Source organism: Niastella soli (assembly GCF_017742245.1).
Taxonomy (GTDB): Bacteria; Bacteroidota; Bacteroidia; order Chitinophagales; family Chitinophagaceae; genus Niastella; species Niastella soli.
This window is the reverse complement of record NZ_JAGHKO010000001.1, coordinates 2,286,780-2,305,538: the sequence shown is the minus strand read 5'-3', so window position 1 is coordinate 2,305,538 and position 18,759 is coordinate 2,286,780. Positions and strand designations below refer to the sequence as shown.

Annotated in this window: 14 protein-coding genes; 8 read left to right on the top strand and 6 right to left on the bottom strand. The window is 44.1% G+C overall.

Translation table 11 applies throughout. The features are described 5' to 3' along the window. Positions 1-349: 349 nt before the first annotated feature. The 3 genes from dctA to J7I42_RS09660 all read right to left on the bottom strand — a co-directional run bounded on the left by dctA (position 350) and on the right by J7I42_RS09660 (position 4,111). Positions 350-1,657, bottom strand: coding sequence for a C4-dicarboxylate transporter DctA (dctA, locus tag J7I42_RS09670; protein WP_236065410.1), 1,308 nt, complete (start codon positions 1,655-1,657; stop codon positions 350-352). A gap of 84 nt (positions 1,658-1,741) precedes the next feature. Continuing rightward, a complete protein-coding gene (locus tag J7I42_RS09665) occupies positions 1,742-3,256 on the bottom strand; it encodes a GDSL-type esterase/lipase family protein (protein WP_209138568.1) in 1,515 nt (504 codons plus the stop codon). A gap of 180 nt (positions 3,257-3,436) precedes the next feature. Further along, on the bottom strand, positions 3,437-4,111 hold the full coding sequence (locus J7I42_RS09660) for a hypothetical protein (RefSeq protein ID WP_209138567.1): 675 nt from the start codon (positions 4,109-4,111) through the stop codon (positions 3,437-3,439). 255 nt (positions 4,112-4,366) lie between these two features. Here J7I42_RS09660 and J7I42_RS09655 point away from each other — a divergent pair, with 255 nt between their 5' ends. Continuing rightward, positions 4,367-5,566 (top strand): hypothetical protein, encoded by a 1,200-nt coding sequence (locus J7I42_RS09655; protein WP_209138566.1) that lies wholly within the window; start codon positions 4,367-4,369, stop codon positions 5,564-5,566. Between the two features lie 224 nt (positions 5,567-5,790). On the opposite strand, the gene J7I42_RS09650 is transcribed toward J7I42_RS09655, so the two are convergent. Continuing rightward, on the bottom strand, positions 5,791-5,943 hold the full coding sequence (locus J7I42_RS09650; protein WP_209138565.1) for a beta propeller repeat protein: 153 nt from the start codon (positions 5,941-5,943) through the stop codon (positions 5,791-5,793). A 139-nt stretch (positions 5,944-6,082) separates the two neighbouring features. On the opposite strand from J7I42_RS09650, the gene J7I42_RS09645 reads away from it, so the two are divergent. Then, positions 6,083-7,243, top strand: coding sequence for a sensor histidine kinase (locus J7I42_RS09645; RefSeq protein ID WP_209138564.1), 1,161 nt, complete (start codon positions 6,083-6,085; stop codon positions 7,241-7,243). A 55-nt stretch (positions 7,244-7,298) separates the two neighbouring features. Here the strand turns inward: J7I42_RS09645 and J7I42_RS09640 are convergent, their stop codons facing one another. Next, positions 7,299-8,063, bottom strand: coding sequence for an alpha/beta fold hydrolase (locus J7I42_RS09640; RefSeq protein ID WP_209138563.1), 765 nt, complete (start codon positions 8,061-8,063; stop codon positions 7,299-7,301). Between the two features lie 166 nt (positions 8,064-8,229). Between J7I42_RS09640 and J7I42_RS09635 the strand changes: the two genes are divergently transcribed. Next, complete coding sequence (locus tag J7I42_RS09635; RefSeq protein ID WP_209138562.1) at positions 8,230-9,423, top strand: DUF2268 domain-containing putative Zn-dependent protease; 1,194 nt, start codon at positions 8,230-8,232, stop codon at positions 9,421-9,423. Positions 9,424-9,427: 4 nt separating this feature from the next. Here J7I42_RS09635 and J7I42_RS09630 read toward each other — a convergent pair whose 3' ends face one another. Next, positions 9,428-11,200, bottom strand: coding sequence for an ABC transporter ATP-binding protein (locus J7I42_RS09630; RefSeq protein ID WP_209138561.1), 1,773 nt, complete (start codon positions 11,198-11,200; stop codon positions 9,428-9,430). A gap of 1,013 nt (positions 11,201-12,213) precedes the next feature. Between J7I42_RS09630 and J7I42_RS09625 the strand changes: the two genes are divergently transcribed. From J7I42_RS09625 to J7I42_RS09605, 5 genes are all read left to right on the top strand, one after another. After that, positions 12,214-12,723, top strand: a complete 510-nt coding sequence (locus J7I42_RS09625; protein ID WP_209138560.1) for a UpxY family transcription antiterminator — start codon at positions 12,214-12,216, stop codon at positions 12,721-12,723. A 151-nt stretch (positions 12,724-12,874) separates the two neighbouring features. Beyond that, positions 12,875-13,606, top strand: coding sequence for a polysaccharide biosynthesis/export family protein (locus tag J7I42_RS09620; RefSeq protein ID WP_209138559.1), 732 nt, complete (start codon positions 12,875-12,877; stop codon positions 13,604-13,606). 2 nt (positions 13,607-13,608) lie between these two features. Beyond that, a complete protein-coding gene (locus tag J7I42_RS09615; protein WP_209138558.1) occupies positions 13,609-16,044 on the top strand; it encodes a GumC family protein in 2,436 nt (811 codons plus the stop codon). Next, positions 16,041-17,117: an NAD-dependent epimerase gene (locus J7I42_RS09610; protein WP_209138557.1), complete on the top strand. Its 1,077-nt coding sequence runs from the start codon at positions 16,041-16,043 to the stop codon at positions 17,115-17,117. The genes J7I42_RS09615 and J7I42_RS09610 overlap by 4 nt, the downstream gene beginning before the upstream one ends. Positions 17,118-17,145: 28 nt before the next feature. After that, entirely contained in the window at positions 17,146-18,747 is a 1,602-nt protein-coding gene (locus J7I42_RS09605; RefSeq protein WP_209138556.1) for a lipopolysaccharide biosynthesis protein, read from the top strand. Positions 18,748-18,759 lie beyond the last annotated feature (12 nt).

Genomic DNA, 18,759 nt, shown 5'->3' with positions numbered 1-18,759 from the left:
GTACCCCCTAATTTCATGCGATAACTCCATCATGGGACGGGCTTCGGAAACCGCTGTGACGGCTCGAGAAGAACGGTGTGACGAATGGTAATTTCTCCTCGGAAACTTCATTTTTGGTGTGACGAATGGAGGAAAAGGGTGTGACGAATGGTCGAAATCCTGTGATGGTTGTTATTTTCTTCTCTTTGCCTCCTCGGAACTACCTCGATTCCTCCCCGAAAGACCTCGAATTCCGAGGATGCAATGAGGAGGCAAAGAGGTAGCATTGAGGTAGCATTGAGATACCAAAAAGAAGGAATTTCGGCCAATTGCTTTTCCCCATACCCGGGGGAGTGCCAAAGTGGGCCCGTTACACGGCTTTGGCCATTGGCGTTCCGGGAGTTACCGGCACCTTCTTCTTTTCAACAACAGTTTGATAGGTAGTAATATCCAGTGCTTTTTCGCTTTTGGCAATGAGCACGGTTGCAATGGTGTTGCCAATGAAATTGATTATGGCCCGGCCTTCACTCATAAAACGGTCTACCCCAATTAATAAAGCCATGCCTTCAATTGGTATCACTTTTAAAGCAGTAAGGGTGGATGCCAGTACAATAAAACCACTACCGGTTACGCCGGCGGCGCCTTTACTGGTAAGCAACAGAATGCCTATTACCGTTAGTTGCTGGCTCAATGACAGATCAATGTTAAATGCCTGCGCCAGAAAAATAACGCCCATGCTTAGGTAAATGGTGGTGCCATCCAGGTTAAAACTATACCCGGTTGGAATTACCAACCCCACCACTTCTTTTTCACAACCGGCTGCAGTTAATTTTTGCATAACGGAAGGCAATACCGCTTCGCTGCTGCTGGCGCCCAGTACAATTAAGATCTCTTCTTTTATATAACCCAGTAGCTTCCATAAACTGATGCCATAATAGCGGCAAACAAGGTTCAACACTACAAAAACGAAAACAATGCAGGTGAGATAAAAGGTCAGCATGAGTTTTCCCAATACGATGAGCGTACTGAAACCATATTTCCCAATGGTGAAAGCCATCCCGCCAAAAGCCCCTATTGGGCTCAGCCGCATTACCATCTTCAGCACATTGAACAATACCTTGTTGATGTTCTCGAAAGTAGTAAGCAACCCACTGCCGGAATTGCCCAGCATTTTTAAACCGATAGCAAACAGCACACTAAAGAACAGTACCTGTAAGATATCACCTTTGGCAAAAGCCTCGATAATATTAGAGGGTACAATATGCGAAAAGAATTCGCCCCAGTTCATGTGTTTGGCCTGTTCCGAGAACTCTGTTACCTGCTGCGTGGCAGTATGACTGGCTTTTATGCCTTTACCCGGTTTTACCAGGTTGGCGGTAACCAACCCGATCACCAAAGCAAGGGTGGTCACTATCTCAAAATAGATCAGGGATTTTAATCCTACCCGCCCTACTTTTTTCATATCACCAGCGCCCGAGATGCCCAACACAATGGTGAGAAAGATCACCGGTGTGATCACCATCCTGATCATGTTGATGAAGGTTTCGCTGATCAGTTTGGCCGTTGGCCAGAACTGGGGAAACCGATAGCCAATCCAAACTCCGGCTATAATACCCAGGATCACCTGCACATACAATATCTTCAGGTTCTTCACATACAATATCTTCAAGAATTTCATATCGTTTTATTATGCGTTTCGCTATTTCGCGTTTTGACTACGCTCAACGCTTTTTAGCAAGTCCCTTTGACTCTGCTCAGGGTTTTATTTAATAAGATACGGTGTAATTATTCTTTTCCAAATGGCATAGCCTTCCGGTGTCATATGCAACCTGTCCTGCACATACAACTCCGCCCGCATTTGTTTTTTGGCATCGAGCATGGGATCGTAAACATCAATAAACTGAGCTTTAGGCTGGGTTTTTATCCAGGCCTGAATCTGCTTATTGGCTTCTTTTACTTTTGGTTGGATCTGCGCCCGGACCGGACTGGGTTTTATGGAAACAAAACTGATCACGGTATTGGGCAGGTTCTGCCGGATGATGCCAAACAAAGTTTTAAAACGCTGCACTACCTGAGCGGCTGTAATACTGTCGCCGGATGCCAGATCGTTCTCCCCACAATATACCAATACCTGTTTGGGTTTATAAGGAAGTATGATGTCATATGCATACCGGATAACATCCGTTAAAACGGAACCGCCAAAACCGCGATTGATAATAGGATAACCGGGAAAATAATCATTTACATCTTTCCAACGGGTAAAAGAGGAGCTGCCTATCAACAGAATCCCATTAGGCGCGGGCGGTTGCTCTGAATCCAGTTTTTTAAAGGCAAGTATATCGTTGTAAAACGGCGGAGCCTGCGCTGGTTTGGGTTGAGGGGTCACCGATTTATAAAACCCGTTCAGGTGTAACCACTTCATGGCTTGCGGCATCCAGGATTCTCCCATTGCCTTGTTGAACATAGCAAAACCATGTCCGCCTTTGGGATAGATCATCAATTCTCCGGTGATCTTTTTTGCGGTTAATGCTTTGTAATAGGCAATGCTGTTGCCTACCCAGGAGGTGCTGTCGTCCTGCGCATGTACTAAAAATGCGGGTGGCGTAGAGGCGCTTACCTGCAGTTCAGGCGAGTAAAACACTTTATCGGTTTCGGTAAAATTCTTTCCCAAGAGAGAAGAACGCGATCTTAACGTGGGCGATACCAGCGAATCGGTAAAGCTGATCACCGGGTAAGCCAGGATCGTAAACGCTGTTCTCTTTCCTGTTTTGGAAGTAGCGCCCATTGCAGCGAGGTGGCCACCGGCTGAAAATCCCAACAGACCGATCTTCGTGGTATCTATGTTCCATTCAGCGGCCCGGTTATAAACCAGTTCCAGTGCCTGTTCCAGGTCATTGAGTGGCAGGTTTCGATAATTGGTAAAGGTGCTGTCCTGCCAGGTACGGTACTTCAGCACAAAGGCTGTAACGCCCGAGTCGGCCAGTGATTTAGCGACTTCATATCCCCCATCCTCAATGGTCAATCGAACATAGCCACCACCCGGACAAATAATAACCGCCGGCTTTGCAGCATTGGGCGTTTTGGGAAGAAAAGCGATCAGTTCAGGATGTTGACTTACATTGATCACTGAAGGCCTTCCTTTTTCGGGGGTCAACGATTTTTCATTATCTATATCGGATAAGTTGCCGGGAATTTCGCCACTGTATAATGGGATCTCTTGTTGCGCCTGGGCACAGGTTATTATAAAAAAGGCTATGACTGCAAGTACTTTTTTCATCCAATCGTTTTTTGCTACTGATTTACCGGTGTTGCGGTAAACAGTGAAGGTATGGGATTTGGGGTAGATGTATTCAGGTCAACTTCCACTTGTGGATACAAAAAGCGCTTCGGTATTTGAGCACCGGTATTAGGCTGCACAGGTACGCGGATATCCGTTTCATTGAAGGTCCTGCGCAGGTCATTGTACCCTTCTATTTGCCCAATAAAGGTTGAATTGCATTTCGGAATATTCCTGGCGGTTGTAGATGCCCAAGTTGCCGTTGGTGCTGAAGTAAGGGAAATAGTTCAACTGGCGGTCGGTAAAATAATCTACGCCTGCACGGGTGGTGAGGGTAAACCAGTCAACCAGTTTTATGTTGATCTCGGCTGAATTAATAAAGCGGTTCACCTGGCTGGTGTTTTCCAGTTTGTACAGGTCCCACAACGGGTTGTTGAAACCGGGGTTGGCGTTGGCGCCTATATAGTTCCGATAGCTGCGTTGACGACCTTCGATCAGGGCGCCGCCAGGCGTTCCGGAATAACTTCCTATATAACCTGAGTTGTCGAAATCGGGTGGGGTGCGCAATAACCCGATCAGGAATCCGGCATTGTTCACACCAGTTTGTTGCCGGTCTGAATTGATAAGCGTATAACTGGTTTTATTGGAGATGGATAACCATTTATAAATCTCCCTGGTAACATTGATCCTTGCGCCTGTTCTGTGATAACCGCTCCCCTTCTTGAAAATGCCTTTCTGGTTCAGGTCGTTCAGGCTGAAGAAGTAGCTGGACTTGCTATCGCCACCGCTCAAGGATAAAGAATTATCGAGATAATGACCGGTACCCACCACATCGTTCCACAAATAAGCAAACATTGCAGAAGGATCTTGTTTCGCATAGCAGCAATCGATTAGTTATTGGGTAAAAATGTTGTACACAACCGTTTTTATAAAATCCGGAAAAAAATCAGATTTTTGACCGGTGAGGCATCGCATCATCTAATTTAGAAAAGCGGCGAAGGGTTTCCATCAGAAAGACCAACATAACGGTTTCCAAGAATAATGAACCCGTTTCTGGAAGGGAGTTTAAATTTCTGGAATTTCTCAACTTACTATATATCAAATCTTTAAATGCAACTAAAAACAGGAAAAGAGGAAATCGTATGCCTGTTGACAAAAGTGCTTGCGCAGTTTGAATCTCATACAGGGCAGTCTATAACGCGTAATTCGAACCGGAAAAATTATGAGGAAGTAGCCAAAGTTCTCAGCGAGATCAGCAACAACCTGCCTAACACTGCCGGTACGTTGCATCATGAAGCATACTCCCCGGATTACAATCCCAAGAACCTTGAATACCCTTTTCGTAAATATGATATTACGGGTAACCAGATCAAGGATGCCTACTTCAATCGCATTGTGGCCAACCCCCGTTCCTTTTTGGTGGATGCCTGCTATATATATTTATATGGGGTGGGCCGAAAGGGATTTGAAGCCAATCCGGTTGATGCCGACCTGTTGGTAAAAGACGATACGGCTGAACCGGGAAATTTTCCACCGGTAATCACCGGCCCGGTTTTGCCTGCACCAGCCACTGGCATTTCTAAAAAGATATTCTGGCCGGTTTTGCTTGTATTGTTGGGAGCGCTTGTGTTTGTGGGTTATAAATGGGACCAGGCCAAACAACAATTCACCACTATCCGGAAAGACATGCAGCTATTGCCCTACCAGCCTACTCAGGCAGAAATTGATAGCCTGGAAGGGATCTGGTTGTGTTATACGGGTTCGCCCCAGGCGCGTACCTCCGATAATAACCGGTACCATGTGGTGGTGTCGAACATTCTGGATGTAAAATATAAGGACGGGTACTTTATATTTGACCGTTATGGCGCCAGCTTCGATCATGTGGGGTATATGCAGTTTGAAGCACCCTGGCTGGTAAGTATTCGGTCTTCGGTAAAAAATAATAAGGACAGTATTGAATCGCCGCGACATTCTTTGATGCGCTTAAATGCGTCGGGCCCATTTCTTCCCGTAATCTCTGCATCGTGGAGTTTTGATATTGGACAACGTAACCAGATCATCGGCATAAGGGAAGTATATGAGAAACAAGGCCGGGGTGGCAAGGTAGAAGAGGTGATCAATACACTGGAGAATGCCAGTTGCCGCTGCAAGATCATCAACTGGTACAAGGGAACTACTAAAGTAAAAAGTTTTTACCTGCGCAATGGGTTGCTCGATAGTGTACCCAGTGAAACGCTAAAAAAGCTGTTGGATGAAAACAGTATTCTGTTGCGCGAACCGAAAGAAGGGATCATTTTGCAAAGGCAATAGGAAATGGGCAGTGGGCAGAAGGCAGAGACCTGGCACACCGACTCCGTTCAGGGTTCGTATTAAATGAAAACAGGCTACTTCAAAAGAAGCAGCCTGTTTTTATTTCATTTATGCAATATGCGTAGGGGTTACATTTCATCAAAAACACTACTGACTGGCGCTGATGCCAGCCGCCCATACTGTTCCATTCCCTGCATAAATGGCAGATATGACCTCCGAATCATTCAGGTGGCGCCGCCATCTGTAGTTTTAAGGATCTTGTTGTTATAAGCAATGTAACCAGTGGTGGCATTGATAAAGCATACCACATCGGCTTTCTGGGTTAATTTAGTCCAGGTATTCGCAGCATATTTAACCAGTGTATGGATATCTACCACAAATGCCGTGTAGCATCAACCATCTTCACTAGTATCTTAGAGATACTACCTTTTGAGGTATCAAAGAATTTTTATCAAAATAATTTAAACGCTTAAATTACTTACGTATATTAATAAAGCATTAAATAACCTTCTAACCATGGTCAGCAAAATAAACCAGTATGAAATAAACCTCGCCGACAAACTGAATGATGCGAGTATAGACAGGCTGATGGCCATCAATAATGAATGGGAGATAATAAACTGGAACAAAACGTCTGAAATTATTTCAGGAATTAAAAAGGAGGAAGCGCTTGGGAAACGTCTTGTAGAATTATTTCCTCAACTGCAGGAAGATACCGAAATGATGCACGCCTATACACTGGCTTTCCAGGGAAAGAAATCTTTTCTGCCGGCCAGACCGGAAATGTTCAATAGAAATTATTACGAGAATCATTTTATCCCTTTGTTCGATGATGATAATAACATAATAGGGGTAATGAACATCATGCACGATGTATCGCATAGAATTAAGGCGGAAAGAAAACTGGAGCAATTACACCATGCCTTAAAAGAAAGGTATCAATTACTCGAAAAGGCGAATGCTGAAATGGCCACTTTTACCGCCATTACCGGTAATGACCTGAAAGAGCCCATCAAAAGGGTATATACCACATTGGAAATGATCATGATCCAGGATGGCGCCCGATTATCGAACAGTAGCAAGGCCGGTCTGCGGCGGATCCAGGCATCATTGAACCGGATAAAGCTTTTGCTCGATGATATTCTATCGCTTTCCAGTATAAGCAGCTTCAACACCACCCATACCCAGGTGAACGTACAGGAATTGATGAAACAGGTAGTGGGAGCCCTGGATAAAAAGATCCAGGAAAAAAGCGCTGTCATTCGTTTTGGTAACCTGCCCACTGTTACCGGGTCGCAGGAAATGTTGTACAGTTTATTCTATAACCTGGTAGACAATGCCCTGAAGTTTCAACCGGCTGGTAATATTCCGGTGATAGAAATAGTGAACACGATTGTTACCGAAAGAAAGAAGGATGTTAACGGCCATTTTGAAGAACAATATTATTGTATCAGCATCGCTGACAATGGCATAGGATTTAACCAGGAAGATGCTGAAAAGATGTTTAACATTTTTGTGCGCCTGCACTCCCGCGAAGAATTCCGAGGTTCGGGCACAGGGCTTACGCTCTGTCAGAAAATAGCCAACGCTCACGGTGGTTACATCACTGCCGAAGGCACGCCCGACAAAGGTTCTACCTTCAGGTGTTATTTGCCGCTGGAGCAGCATGGGGAGTAATAGTTGTTTTAAATGGTGTTCGGAGGCTTTTCTTTTGTTTTCAGGTAAATCGCATTTACTGCATAGTTGACTTTATAATTAATTTCGCCACTTCTTCAGGATGTGACATAAACACCGAATGACTGGCCCCTTCAATTTCCACCGTAGTACTTTTTGCCCGTTTGGCGTACATACGTTCCAGATCGGGATTGATAATGCGATCGGCTTTTGCTACCATATACCAGCTGGGTTTGTTTTTCCAGGCCGGATCATGAATGATGGCATGAAATCCTGCATCCGCCGTAGGCACCTGCGCATTGGCCATAAACCCGGCTGTTGCCTTTGGCACATCTGCCGCAAAATCAGCCGCAAACTGACTGGGTGCTATGTAATCAAAACCATCCCCACCCTTCACCAGGGATTTGTAGGCAGGTGGATAACGCTTACCATTATCTGCTTCTGACTCTCCTTCATCAGGCGCATGAGCAGCGATGTATACAAGACCCGCCACCTGTGCATCGTTACCGGCAGCAGTGATCACGGCCCCTCCATAGCTATGCCCTGCCAGTATACAGGGGCCCATTTGCTGTTGCAATACCCGTTTTACCGCTGCAACATCTGCCTCAAAAGACGTCAGCGGCTCCTGTACCACAGTAACATGATACCCCTTGCCTGTTAACAGCGCATACACCGGTTGCCACCCTGAGCCATCTACAAATGCGCCGTGCACCAGTACTACATTTCTTATTTTTCCCGGCGTTTGTGCGTTGGAGCTTATCTGTAGGACCAAAAGCATGCCTACTGCCAGCAGGCAACGTGTATATTTCTTAATTGGGTTCATTTGTAAATATTTTATTCAGTAAAACTATCACCTTAGGGTTGGGAAAAGAGACGCCGCTCGCCCAACAGGCATTTCAAATAGGCGAACGGGCAATTACTATAATTGCAAAAGTTAAAACCCTTTATCATTTAATCGTGTAAATTCGCATCCTACCCATTGACAGATCATGAAAAAAATCACCTTTTTTATCGCATCACTCATGTCATTTCTTGGTGGCATAGGTCAATCTTCCAATTTCAGTTACGATGACTATTTCTATTATAAGAATAACCTCTTTCTGAAAACGCCCTATGTATTGATCACAGCGGCCATGGAGAAATCGAAAGCGGGCGATACAACCACCGCCATAAAGTTATTGAATGAGGCGGCCACAAAAGGCGTGTATGATACCACGTTGTTTACCTTTTACCCCGAAACGCGTTTTATTACCAAAACCGCGCATTGGCAATCCATTTCCCAAAAGATCGCTCACAACAGGGCCATCTATGGCGATCCGCACAATATGCAGATCATTACCAGTGATCTCAATAACTTCTGGGTAGTTTTTGACAAAAAAGACCAGCCGGGAATAGAGCAGCTGATATTTAAAGATTACCTGATGAAGGGAACACCGGGCCTGCGCACTTTTTTTGATATGCGCATGAATAGCAGTGTTACCAAAATTATCGCATTTATGCATTCGCATAAAAAGTACCTGCAAAGTATTCGCCCGGTTACCCAAAACCTGGACCGTTTTAAACCGCTTATTATTACCGCTGCCAATAAACTGGAAGCCCTCTATCCGCCGGCCATCTTTCCGCCTACCACTTTTTCCATTGGCATATTCAGTGCGTTTGGCACTACCGATGGAGGAGCAGGTTCACTCATTGGCGCTGAATTTCTGTGCGACACCAATACCGTAGTAAAGGATGAATTGAACGGATGGCAAGCCAGCGCCAAAAGCGACACCTCCCAATTATTGGGCATTATTGTGCATGAACTCATACACATTGAACAGCAGACCAAATCACCCGAAAACCTGCTGGGGAAGTGCATTATTGAAGGATCAGCTGATTTTATTTCGCAACTGGTGCTTGGTTTTAACATCAACGGCACCCATGCCCATATCTATGGCAATTCCCATGAAAAAGAGTTGTGGGAAAATTTCAAGAAACAAATGAACGGCACTAAATATAACGACTGGTTGTATAACGGTCAAAGTGCGCCGCCAGGCGTACCTGCCGACCTTGGCTATTATATGGGTTTCAAGATCTGTGAAGCCTATTATAATAAGGCCACAGATAAAAAACAGGCGGTAAAGGAGATGCTCACCATCCAGGACTTTCAAAAATTCCTGGACCAAAGCGGGTACGGGCAATAATCAATTAAGCGCCCATACCTGTTTCCTGCTGGTGCCGCCACAGCTCCTGAAAGGCCGGACTGCTGGTTCGCAGGTGCTCAAAATTACCCTCGGCAATTATTTTGCCCTGGTGCAGTACGTAAATGTAATCGAACTGTGGCAGCAAATGCAGGCGGTGCATGGAAGACACAATGGCTTTATCGGCAAATGCTTTGAACAGCTTGTCGTAGATCATCGCTTCTGTTTTGGGGTCAACGCTGCTGGTAGGTTCATCCAGCAATATCACTTCGCTTTCCCGGGCGGCCAGTATTCCCCGGGCCAGCGCCAGGCGTTGTTTTTGGCCGCCAGACAAATTCACCCCTTTCTCCCTGATGTCAGATGCCAGCCGTTCCGGTAATTGCATCACCACATCGGTAAAATGGGCGCTTTCACAAACTTTAAGAATGTCCTCATCCGAAAAAGGCAATCCAAGGGTGATATTGTACGCAATAGTATTCTCGAATATTTCCGGTTCCTGGGGAAAAAGGGTGACCGATTCATTCAGGGAGTCGATCTCAAAGACCTTACCGTCTATCAACACTTCCGCGCCTGGCTCCGCCATGTACAACCCACGTAACAGCGATAGCAGGGTGCTTTTACCACTGCCGCTCTCTCCTATCAGGGCAATCTTTTGTCCCCGTCCAATTCGCAGGTTCAATTGGTGCAGGCTATGCGGTCTGTAGGTTTCAATATAGGTTTCCCGATGCGAAAAGCTCAGTTGCCTGATAAGTATCTCTCTCCAGGCCACCGGCAGCTCCGTCGGCCCTTCGGGCCGGTGTTGTTGTGTATAGGCCTCACTAATATTACTGGCCGTTTGTATATAGGTATTGAACTGGATCACTTCCGTATATTGCCAGGCAACATTCTGAAATACACCGGTAAACTGGGTTACGTAACCCAATAAGGTAACAAGGCCGGCTATATAAAAGGTTTGGCCCGGATGCCAGTTCTGGTAAATAAAACCTGCCACCACCACACAGTAAATAAGCGCCAGCAGCATATCTGCTACAAACCATTTCCATTCGTTGATAAGCGCATTTTTTCGAAAAGGGGCCCGTATCTGTTGCACCTTGTTCAATAACCCCGATTCCATGCTCTTTTCCAGCCGAAGGGTAATTACCGTCATGATATTGGACAGGGTATCGAATAACGTAGAGGATACCACATGTTCCTTTTCATTTACCTGGTCCAGGGTCTTAATAAAGGGTTTGTCGAACTTACGGATCACCCAAATGTCAAGTATACCCAGCAATACGGCAATGCCACCAAACAGCGGCGAGAAGTACAACATGGCTACTACCGAAAAGAAGAACTTGGTAAGTGTATACAGGTACATAAAGCCTTTATCGAAAAACTCCCGAAGCGCTTCATAGGCTTTCCGAATGCGGTTGATGGTAGCTCCGCTGTGATGGTCCTGATGCCATTTGGCAGGCAGGTGCAGTACCTGGTGATATTTTTCCTGTAAGAAATTACGACTGAGATTAAAGGCCAGGTTACGCTCCATGATACGTGCAGGCCCATGCAGGCTCCACTCGAAAAATCGTATACAGAAATACCCGGCTACATATAATATGGTATAATGCCATACCCTTTGCGTTTCGTTTTGGATCTTTCCCACAAACCAACCGAGCCAGATGGGCCCAAGCGCGGCAATAAAGTTTGCCAGCACAAACATGGCATAGATCAAAACATATTTCTTTCTTTCCTGCCGGGCATACTTCCAGGCTGTTCGCAACAATGACAGGTATGGATTGCTCATTTTCTACACGATTAAAAAACAAAATTAGTTTTTTAATTCATAGACTTGACTTACGTCAATAACCTGTAGCAATTTTTCCTGACAATATAACGTCACGGCATTGCGAAAACTGAGGAAACCTGGTCTACCGGACAACTTCCTGGGATAGGTGTAAGCCTGTTATTCGCAGGATCATGCCGTTTAACCTGCACCTATTTTCTATATAATTTTTAAAATTATCGAGCGCCGGGCAATTTTTGTGGGGCTTTTTTGGTTTGACATTTATCAAATATGCTGAACCAATTGATTCAGTGCAGCCAATAAATAGTTTGATGTTAGTGCGACGATAATGTATATTTAATTCAAAAATATTTGTCGGATTAACTTGATTTTTTTTGGTGAAGTATTGAATAAATACCTTTAAATTTACTTTGAATTTAAGAATGGTTCTAACCAGTAGCACTAAATACACGCTCTCTGTTTTTTAAATGAGTTGAATGGAATGTGAAATAAAAAACGCCTCTTAACGAATCCCTGATAATAAAAAGTGGTCCTGATTTATAGCATCTGACTTCCTGCGTATTGTTTTCTTCTATCCATTATCCACATTTCGTGCTAAATTTTCCATTACCCGTAATTGATCCATTTATCCATTTCAAACACATACATAGTTTATCTTTTATTCAAATTCCAGGCAATGGGAATATGATTGGCGGAGCCATTTGTTGAACCAGCAGTTTGAAGTTTTAATAAGATCGTACATCAATGTACTTCCAATACACCTAGCTTAGAATACATATATCCTGCGTCTGCGTACCTGTTCCTTTTCGTCCATTATCCACAATCCCGTAAAATTTTTCTTTACCCAGTAGTAGCCTTAAAGGTTTAACCATCCCTATAAAAGGATATAAGCATTACTATGTCTAAACCCCCGATAACGGGGTTATGATAGGCGGAGCCTTATGTTCTTCCCATAAAGATGCAGCAAAAGCGATACAAGTTTTTATAGTACAACCTTCACAAAATTATTACTTATGGAACCTGCAAAATACTGGTATGCTGTGTACACGCATGCCAAGTGGGAGAAGAAAGTTGCGGACCTTTTAACACGAAAAAAAATTGAAAATTATTGCCCCCTAAATAGAGTCGTTCGCCAATGGAGCGACCGTAAAAAAATTATAGAGGAACCGTTATTCACCTGTTATGTATTTGTAAGATTAAGTGATAAAGAGCGAATACCTGTATTACAAACTGAGGGTGTTCTCAATTATGTGAGCTGGATGGGTAAGCCCGCTGTGATACGTGATTCAGAAATTGAGTTGATCAAAAACTTCCTAATTGACCACATTAATGTGCGATTGGAGAAATTAGAAGTTGGCATCAACGATACCATACGTGTTAAGTATGGTATTTTTATTGAGCAGGAAGGAAAAGTGATTGAAGTGCTTGATAAGACGGTAAGGGTTTTATTACCTTCTTTAGGATATGTGATGATAGCCGAAATACCAAAAACACATGTTGAAGTAGTTAAAAGCAAACGCTGAAAAATAACCAATCTGTTCTTCATCCACTGACATACATTTTCTCACTTCAATTTTAATTACCGTGAACGCTGAGTACAAACAAAAAAAAAACAGGGTTATCCAACCAAACTGTTTTTACAGGACTGCCCTGGCAGTATTGTTTTGCAGTCTCTTGATCTCATCCTGTGCCAGTACTAAAAATGTTGTTTATCTGAAAGATGCCAAAGATTCGGAAGTTAGCATTTTAGACAAGCTGGAACCCGTTATTCAAAGAAATGACCTGCTTAGTATAACGGTCACCAGTCCCAATGCCACCGCAAGCCAACTCTTTAATACCACCGCTTCCGTATCAACGCAGGTGGTTGGCTATACCAGTACCCAGGCCTCTGGATACCTGGTTGATCAGGATGGGTATATAGATATTCCCATGCTTGGCCGGGTAAAAGCAGCCGGGTTTACAAAAAAGGAATTGAAAGAAAAAATAACCAACGTTCTCATCGACAATAAACTCCTCATGCAACCGGTGGTTAGCGTACGGTACCTGAATTTTAAAGTAACAGTGCTGGGTGAAGTGGCCCGCCCCATGGTGATCAATGTGCCCGATGAAAAAATAAATATTCTGGAAGCATTGGGCTTTGCCGGCGATATGACGGTGTATGCAAAAAGAGATAATGTAGTTCTGATAAGGGAAGACGGTGGAAAAAGAATTACCAAACGGCTTGATCTGAATTCCAATGGGGTGCTGCAATCGCCCTATTATTACCTCAAAACAAACGATATCATTTACGTAGAGCCAAATAAAGCTAAAGTAAATGCAAGCGGTAACGCGAAAACCTGGCTGCCCGCTATTTTAAGCGCCCTTTCTCTGACTGTTGTTATGGTTGACCACATTACAAGAAATTAATTATGCAAGCTAATTTAAACTCGAAGAGCGAAAAGAACATCGCTTCACTGATAATTAACTGGTATTTGCCTTATTGGCCTTTATTCTTAATACTTATTGTTGTTGGCATTGGGACCGCATGGGTTTACCTGCATTTATGGGCAGTGCCGGTGTATGAAAGCAATGCCACCGTAATGGTTAAAGATGAAAAAAAGGGCGTAGATGAATCAGGCTCTATGGAAGCACTGCAAATTTATCCCACTAAAAATATTGCTGAAAATGAAATAGAGGTCCTTCATTCAAGAAAACTGATAGAGCAAGTAATTGAGCAGTTGCTGTTATATGCGCCAATACACGAAGGCGCCGATTTCAGCCAGTGGAAGTTTAATGAGACCTCCGCCTACGTCAGTTCTCCGGTCTCTATTGTGGTGAAGAACCCAGACGAGTTGACAGAGACCGGGGATACTGATATTGCTTTGTCTGTAAATTATTACACCCCTAAAGAGCGGCAGCTTGTCAATAACGGGTACAATGACAAAGTAAAGGAAGTGGTAATTGAGAATAAGAAATACCCACTCAGAGTATGGTGCAACACGCGCTGGGGTGAACTGAAGTTCATTCCAAACGAAAAGCAAACAACAGCCCCGGTGGGCCCCCTGCTCTTCTCCTTGAACAGGCCTAAAGATATATCCCCAGGTATTCTTCTAAACCTGGTTGTAAGCTCACCCAATAAATTGTCAACCACTATTGACCTTACGTTACGGGATGAGATACCACAACGGGGTGAGGATATTCTGAATAAACTGCTGATCGCTTATAACCGGCAATCCATACTGGAAAAACAGGGAATGGCAGCAAACACGCTTGAATTTATTGAAGTACGCCTGGAAAAAGTAGAAAAAGAGCTGGACTCTATAGAAAGTGTGGTGCAAACGTTCAGAACCGATAAAGGCGTGGTTGACCTGGGAGAACAGGGTAAGATGTATCTGCAAAACGTGGGCGATAATGACCGGAAAATAGCCGACCTGAGCATGCAGATGGCAGCCCTTGATGAAATGGAAGAATACGTCAACTCAAGATCCAACAAAGGAGACCTGGTACCTGCTACATTGGGGATCGCCGATGCGGTACTGATTGACCTGATGCAAAAACTAACCACCAAAAAGGTGGAATATGAAACTTTGTTGAAAACCACGGCTGAAAATAACCCGTATGCTATTGGCGTACAAAAAGAGATCGAACAACTGCGACCATTAGTACTGGAAAAATTAAAAAACTATCGCCTCAGCATGGATGCAGGCAGACGCAACCTGACATCTATAAGCAATGGCTATAACTCGGAGCTGCGCACCATTCCACAAAAGGAACGGGAGCTGATGACCATCAGCCGCGAGCAGGCGATAAAGAAAGGAATTTATAGTTACCTGCTCGAAAAGCGTGAACAAACCGCATTGGCCAGTTCAAGCGCCAATTCAGACAGCAAGATCGTTGATATGGCCGGCACCTCCGCAGTACCCGTGAGCCCCAAAAAAATGATGGTTTATTGTGGCGCTCTGGCTGTTTTTGGCGGATTGGGCATCGGTATTGTATCTCTTAAAGAAATGATGAACAAAAAGATTTTGTTCAGGTCTGAAATTGAATCGCTCACTAACGTGCCGGTGATTGCAGAGATCTCGGTAAACAGGGACAAAGAATCTTTGCTTAAAAGCAGCTCCAAGGTTTCCATTGTTGCCGAGCAGTTCCGGCACCTCCGTGCCTCGATTGGTTTATTTGGCCGCAAAAAAGAGATCAACATAAAAAGAATACTGTGTACTTCCAGTATTCCCGGCGAAGGCAAAACCTATGTAAGCACTAACCTGGCTACCAGCCTTGCACTGGCAGGTAATAAAGTAGTACTGGTTGATCTCGATATTAGAAAACCCAGAACATCTGCTATAATGGGTATTGACCAACATGCAGGGGTGGCAGAATTCCTGGATGGGTCAAAAACACCCGAGGAAATTATTATGACCACAGAACTCAAAAGTTTGTCAGTAGTGAGTGCCGGTCGGGGTGAAGAAAATTCCCGGGAATTGATCCTGAGTGGCAGGCTCGACATCCTGATCGCTTATCTCAGCGACAACTTCGATTACGTGGTGTTGGATGCCTCCCCCATTGACCCGGTTTCAGACTCTTATACATTCTCAGAGTTCTGCGATATTACCCTGTTTGTGATCAGGCATAACCGCACCCCAAAAACCATGGTGCAAATACTCGACAACAACAATAAATTCAAGGCATTAAAGAATCCACGCATTGTATTTAATGGAATCAGATCGAGAGGCATTTTGAAAGGCATGTATGGCTATAGTTACGGATATGGATACGAAAACGTTTATCGCGACCGCGAAAACAAAAGATCCAAACTCCAGAAGATATTTCACTTTTCATCAAAAAAAGATAAAAAAATAAGGGTATGAACATACTGATAACAGGTAGCGCGGGATTCATCGGATATTTTCTTACCAGGAAATTGCTGGAACGCGGAGAAAATGTAGTAGGCCTTGATAACATCAATGAATATTATGATCCAAACTTAAAATATGCACGACTGGCAGAGAATGGCATTTACAGGCATAGCATTGAACGGAATGTAATAGTAAGAAGTAACAAGTACCCCAATTACCGTTTCATTAAACTGAACCTGGAAGATAAACCTGACATCCTGCACCTGTTCAGTAAAGAGAAATTCGATATGGTAGTTCACCTTGCAGCCCAGGCAGGGGTACGATATTCCATCAACCACCCCGAGGTATGTGTTCAATCAAACGTTGTAGGATTTCTCAATATTCTGGAAGCCTGCAGGCAATACCCCGTTCAACACCTGGTGTACGCAAGCTCATCCAGTGTATATGGATTAAATGAACAAATGCCTTTCTCCGTTGATCAAAGTATAGCCCATCCTATATCACTGTATGCGGCAACCAAAAAATCGAATGAACTGATGGCGCATGTGTATAGCTATTTATTCAATATACCCACTACCGGTTTACGATTTTTTACGGTGTATGGGCCCTGGGGCCGGCCAGACATGGCCTATTTCCTCTTTGCAAACGCCATTATGAAAGAACAACCCATTACGGTTTACAACGGAGGACAAATGAACCGGGATTTCACTTATGTAGATGATATTGTTGAGGGCATTGTGCGCGTACTGGACAAACCTGCCACTCCTGATCCTCAATGGAATGCAGTACAGGCCAATCCTTCCAGTTCCATGGCGCCCTACCGGATCTATAATATCGGCAACGATAACCCTGTAGCACTAATGGACCTGGTAATGGAAATAGAAAGGAATTGCGAAAAGAAGGCCATCATTGAAATGAAGACCGGAGAAAAATGCGAAGTTCAAACTACCTGGGCAGATATAAGCTCGCTTGCTACCAACTTTAACTATAAACCCACCACCTCTATACAGGCTGGCATTGAAACCTTCATAAAATGGCATAAGGAATTCTATGCTATGGAACATCTGGAATTCGCTCATGCATAACTAACGCCTGTTAAATATCCATCTTACAATGATCACGGAACCATTGATAAATAAGTCAACGGAAGGAATTGCCATCAGTCAGAAAAGTGAAGGCAAAAAGGAAAATCTGAAACAGCGTGCTTATCTGAATACGCTCTCCAGTCTATTGGATTATATAGCCAACCGGCTTACCGGGTTGTTTGTAAATCCATTTATTGTTGGTGGGTTAGGCCCCTCCTTATTCGGTATCTGGCAAATGCTGGGCCAGTTAACAGGATATATCAATATTGCCGATACCCGGGCATCGCAGGTTTTAAAATGGACAGTTGCACAAAAAAAGGATGTGGCTACTACTGATGAGTTAAGAAGCGATACAGGCGCCGCGTTCATAGTATTATTGCTACTAATGCCTGTGATATTAATTGGCGGCGCCGTTATTTCCTGGTATGCTCCCATAATTACACACGCCGGCCCGGCACATTATACATTGATCAGGACCACTTGCGCCCTGCTGGTTTTCTCGCTGATCATTTTCAAATTCTTTGAATTATTTGAAGCGATCCTTCGAGGCATGAACCTTTCTTTTAAAAGGATGGGGTTACGGGCAGGCATCGTGATCATTGGCGGTGGATTAAAAGTACTGGTCATTAAAATAGGATTGGGTTTGGCCGGACTGGCAGCTGTTCAGTTGTTTGACACCCTCCTTGTAGGCATCTCCTTTTATATAGTTGTAAAAAAGAATATTGGCTGGTTTGGTATCAAAAGGCCAACCCGTGCGAATATTTTACGGTTCGGGAAATTAAGCGCCTGGTACCTGGCAGATGCAGGCGCCAATGTAGTGAACAACAACAGCGACAAACTATTATTAGGGATCATTACCAATCCGGTAACTGTTACCTACTACACCCTTACCAAGTTTATTCCAATGGCTTTACAGGGGATCATCAACAGGTTGATACTGGGAATAATGCCAGGAGTGGGAAAGCTGCTGGGCTTAAAAGAATATGACAAAATAAACAGTGTTCGAAAAAAAATACACAGTGTTACCTTGTTGCTGACAACCGCATTCGGTGTAACCGTTATAATATTCAACCACTCGTTTTTAAAAGTATGGGTAGGTAAAGAACATTTTGCAGGTCAATTGGCCAACGTGATGATCATGATCACCATCATGCAGGACACCTACGTAAAAAACGATGCCTGCATAATTAACGCCACCCTGGATATAAAGAAAAAAGTTTTCCTTACGCTTATCTCAGGCGTTCTTTTTGCAAGTTTCGGCATTCTGTTGGCAAGCAAATGGGGCATTACCGGCCTTTGCCTCGCCCTAATCATCAGCCGGTTGTTTTTATTTATCGGACAACGAAAAATACTGGCCGGTATCATGCAATTGGGCGCACGGACTATGTTCAATATCAATTTCAGGCCCATTATAACTTCCTTTATTTTATTGGGCACGGCAGTATGGCTAGCCAGCCTAACGGGGGTTGTTACATTCTATCAGCTGGTCCTGCTGGCCCCCACGGCTTTTATTACTTCTTTGAGCGTGTTTTATTTCTGTGGGTTGAGCAAAACAGAAAGACAGGAGTTATGGCAGATCGTAACCTCCATAAAATTCCTAAAATCTGATAAAGCCTTCAGCAAAAACTAGCAACCTAAACAA